General features: G+C 65.5%; 4 protein-coding genes, 1 other RNA gene and 1 pseudogene. 5 read left to right on the forward strand and 1 reads right to left on the reverse strand.

Features of this window, described 5'->3' with window-relative positions; translation table 11 throughout:
- From DBR22_RS17115 to DBR22_RS17125, 3 genes are all read left to right on the forward strand, one after another.
- The coding region (locus DBR22_RS17115; protein ID WP_108600012.1) for a Nif3-like dinuclear metal center hexameric protein at nucleotides 1-693 on the forward strand (693 nt) is incomplete at its 5' end.
- A gap of 97 nt (nucleotides 694-790) precedes the next feature.
- Nucleotides 791-1,528, forward strand: a complete 738-nt coding sequence (locus DBR22_RS17120; RefSeq protein ID WP_108600013.1) for a zinc ribbon domain-containing protein — start codon at nucleotides 791-793, stop codon at nucleotides 1,526-1,528.
- A complete protein-coding gene (locus tag DBR22_RS17125; protein WP_308810230.1) occupies nucleotides 1,519-2,043 on the forward strand; it encodes a DinB family protein in 525 nt (174 codons plus the stop codon). Before DBR22_RS17120 ends, DBR22_RS17125 begins: the two co-directional genes overlap by 10 nt.
- Here the strand turns inward: DBR22_RS17125 and DBR22_RS17130 are convergent.
- On the reverse strand, nucleotides 2,032-2,817 hold the full coding sequence (locus DBR22_RS17130; RefSeq protein WP_108600014.1) for a YaaA family protein: 786 nt from the start codon (nucleotides 2,815-2,817) through the stop codon (nucleotides 2,032-2,034). The genes DBR22_RS17125 and DBR22_RS17130 overlap by 12 nt on opposite strands.
- 57 nt (nucleotides 2,818-2,874) lie before the next feature.
- Between DBR22_RS17130 and rnpB the strand changes: the two genes are divergently transcribed.
- Nucleotides 2,875-3,266, forward strand: an RNA gene (gene rnpB, locus DBR22_RS17135) — RNase P RNA component class A.
- A gap of 306 nt (nucleotides 3,267-3,572) precedes the next feature.
- Nucleotides 3,573-4,026: pseudogene (locus DBR22_RS17140) on the forward strand (glyceraldehyde-3-phosphate dehydrogenase); the annotation flags it as partial.

The raw sequence follows: 4,026 nt of genomic DNA on the forward strand, positions 1-4,026 counted from the left end.
CTCGAGGTGATTGACGAAGCCGTGGAATGGGGCGCCGAGCTGCTGATCACCCACCACCCGCTGCTCCTGAAAGGCGTCACCTCCGTGGCCGCCACCACCGCGAAGGGGCAGGCCATCCACCGGCTCATCGAGTCCGGGACCGCATTGCTGACGGTGCACACCAACGGTGATTCCGCCGTCGGGGGCGTTTCGGATGTCCTGGCCGACGCTTTGGGCCTGGAAGGCGTTGTCCCGCTGACGGTCGCCGCCAACGGACTGCCCGAGGAGGGCATCGGGCGTGTCGGTGACCTGCCGGAGGTGATGAGCCTGGGGGATTTCGCGGCGAGGGTATTCGGCATCCTGCCGTCGGTGGCCGGGGGAGTGCGGGTCTCCGGGGACAAAGACGGGCTGGTACGCCGGATCGCGGTCTGCGGGGGCGCGGGCGACTCCCTGTTCAACGAGGTCCGGGCCAGCAATGCGGACGTCTACGTGACCGCCGACCTCCGTCACCATCCCGCCTCGGAGGCGCGCGAAGCTGCGGTGAACGGCCGCCCGTACCTTATTGACGTCTCGCACTTCGCCAGCGAGTGGCTGTGGTTGCCTGCCGCGGCGTCGGCGTTGGGTAACGTGCTCGCCGATCAGGGGCACGATGTGGAGATTCAGGTGAGCAGCACCAACAGTGATCCGTGGGACTTCATTCTGACTCCGGGCTAGGCCAAGGCGAGGCAGGGGAGCAGGCCAGGCGCTAGAGTCTATAGAGCGCCTGCAGGGTGCCCGGCTCCGGCCGGCAGGGATCAAGCGGAGGTATCAGTTGGCTAAGGCAGCACCGGCGGAACAGTTGAAGTTGCTCGAACTGCAGGGGCTGGACGCGAAGCTCAAGTCCCTCTCAAACCGCCGCCGGGCCCTTGAATCCGATCCGCGGATCGAGGACCTCCAGTCCGCCCTGTCCGTGGCGAACGGCGAACTCGGGGCAGCCAAAATGGCCGTCCACGACGCCGAAACAGAACTCAAGCGGTCAGAGGCCGACGTCGAACAGGTCGCCTCCAGGATCGCGCGCGACGAAGCACGCCTCAACAGTGGAACCGGGCTGTCCAAGGACCTGGTGGCCCTGCAAAAGGACCTCGTCTCGCTCAACAAGCGCCGCTCAGACCTTGAGGACGTGGAGCTTGAAGTGATGGACCGGCTTGATTCGCTTCGCGCAAGGCAAGCAGCACAGCAGGAGATCGTGGACAGGATCCAGGGCTCCTTCGCCGGAATCCGCGCCGAGCTGGACGAGGCCCTGGCCGAAGTTGAAGCGGAAGCCACTGTGGTTCGCGGCAAGCGGGCCGAATTTGCCACCGGACTGGACGCCGGGATGCTCGCTGTATACGAGAAGACCCTGGCCAAACGGGGAGTGGGCGCCGCCCGGCTGTTCCACGGAACCTCTGAAGCGTCCGGGATGAAGCTGAGCCCCGGCGACCTCGCCGAGATCAAAGCCGCAGCCGAGGATGACATCGTGTTCTGCCCGGACTCGGGCGCCATCCTGGTGCGCTCCGCCGAGTGGAACTGACGCCGACGAAAGAACAGCTCCTGGCGGAGTACGGCCGGACCCGCCTGGAACTTCAGGCCTGGCTGGAAAAAGCCACAGCAGAGGACCTTCGCCGCAGGAGCAACGGCACGAAGTGGACCAATGAGGAACTGCTGTTTCACATGGTGTTCGGATACATGGTGGTCCGCGCACTCCTGCCCCTCGTCCACCTCATCAGCAGGTTGCCCCGGCCGTTCGGTAAAGGGTTCGCGGCTTTGAACGCCGTGACGGGGCCGTTCAACGTCGTAAATTACTGGGGCTCCCGGGCCGCCTCGACGTTCTATAACCGCCGGCGGATGGGCCGGAAAATGGATATAACCATCGCGTCCCTGGCCCGGCGGCTCGACCGTGAGACGCCGGTGTCACTGGCCCGGTCGATGCCGTTTCCGGACCGTTGGGATCCCTTTTTCGCTTCCCGGATGACGGTCAACGACGTTTATGCCTACCCGACACTCCACTTCGACTTCCACGCAAGGCAGCTGAGCCTAGAGGAGTGACCCCGGTCCCTGGCCGCGCAGGATGATGTTCAGGGCGTGCGGTTTCCGCGCTGAACCGTCCACCAGTTCAGCCTCCCACTTTTCGCCGGCGGCCTTCAGCAGTTGCGACGGCGTCTGCGGGGCTTTTCCGCGGCGGACCAGCAGGTGCCGCGCCAGCTCTCCGCGGGTGTGCTTGGCAAAATGGCTGACCACCTTGCGCACGCCGTCCATCTCGCTGAAAACGTTGACGGCCACCGTCTGCTCCGGCGGCGGCGCCCAGGCTGCCGAATAGGTGCTGGAGCGGCAGTCCACCAGCAGGTGACCGGTCGATGCCTCGGCGAGGGCCTCCGAAAGCTGCGGCTTCCAGAACGAGGCGAGGCGGCCGACGTCGGGCAGTGCCGTTCCCATCGACAACCGGTAGGCCGGGACACTGTCCCCGAAGCGGATGGCGCCCCAGAGTGCGGAAACCACCAATACTGCCTCATCCGCCTTCCGGCGCTGTCCCGGCGTCAGTGTTTTGTAGCCGAGGGCGTCATACAAGACGCCTGAATAGATCTGGTGGGCAGGAGCCGCCGGTTCCGCATGCAGCCGGGTATTGCGTTCGACGTCGTCCTTCAGTGATGCGCCGACGCCCAGCAGTGCGAGGGCATCCTCGTGGGCGCTCACCGTTCCCAGGGACTCGAGGACCTTGGCGCGGTATGTGTTGAGTACCGGAAAGCTCAGGGAAGGCCAGTCGACGGCGGATCCGCGGACCGCGGGGGTCTTGCCTTCGGAGGGGGGAAGCAGAATCAGCACCGTACGATCCTACCGGCGCCGGTGGCGCCCCCTTCCGACGGTAGACTGGACGGCGGATGGGTTGACCAGGCGGCCGCGCGTCACGCAAGTGGCTCGAGGAACGTCCGGGCTCCGCAGGGCAGGGTGGTGGGTAACGCCCACTCGGGGTAACCCGCAGGCCAGTGCCACAGAGAACAGACCGCCTGCTTCGCGCCGGTTTGAAAGCGGCACGACGCAGGTAAGGGTGAAACGGTGGTGTAAGAGACCACCAGCTTCCCGGGTGACCGGGAAGGCTAGGTAAACCCCACCCGGAGCAAGGCCAGACAGGACACGTTTGAGGGCTGCCCGCCCGAGTGTCCGGGTAGGCCGCTGGAGGGCGTCGGCAACGGCGTCCGTAGATGGATGGCCGCTACTCCCGCGCTGGTAACGGCACGGGAGCACAGAACCCGGCGTATCGGTCAACCCATCCATCACACCCGACCGCCGTTTAAGGGCCCGCCGTGTGTGAGTGACTTCACTCCGGCAGGGGCGTTCCAAGGGTCGCCGCCAGCCTAGAATGGAGACTGAACGTAGAAGTTCTGCCACCGGAGCTGCGTTCGCACCCGGTGGTTTTTCTTTGCGCTTCTCCACGGCGTCCGGGGTGGACCGAATCCCCGATGACGCTTGCGCCCCGGAGCACCTCCGGCGGCCGACAACCGCATACGAGGACGTATTGCGGCTGACCCGAGGAAGGTAGTTCTGTGAGCCAGACATCAGATTCTTGTCTTGATACGTGGATGGGCCGGGAGGCTCTCGCCGAGGCCATGATTCCGGTGATCGGCCGGCTGTACCGTGAAAACAACGTGGTGACGTCCATTCACGGCCGCAGCCTGATCAACAAGTCCACCATGAACATCCTGAAGGCGCACCGTTTCGCCCGCCGCATGAGCAAGGACGAGCTGCTCCTGGAAGAAACCGCGCCGCTGTTGAACACCCTGGCCGGCCTGGAACTCGGCGCTGCTGCGATCGACATTGCCCGCCTCAACCAGAAGTTCAAGGCCGAAGCCAACGGCGCCACCCTTGAGGAGTTCCTCCGTGCCGAACTGGCCGAGGTTGTTGGCCGGCGCGGCGCCGACGACCGCACCAGCACCGACGTCGTCCTCTACGGCTTTGGCCGGATCGGCCGCCTGCCTTTTCGATCAGGAGGCGGGCCAGCAGGCGGCCACGGCCTGCGCCTGCGCGCCATCGTGG

The sequence above is a fragment of the Arthrobacter sp. HMWF013 genome (assembly GCF_003061105.1).
In the GTDB taxonomy this organism is placed as follows: domain Bacteria; phylum Actinomycetota; class Actinomycetes; order Actinomycetales; family Micrococcaceae; genus Arthrobacter.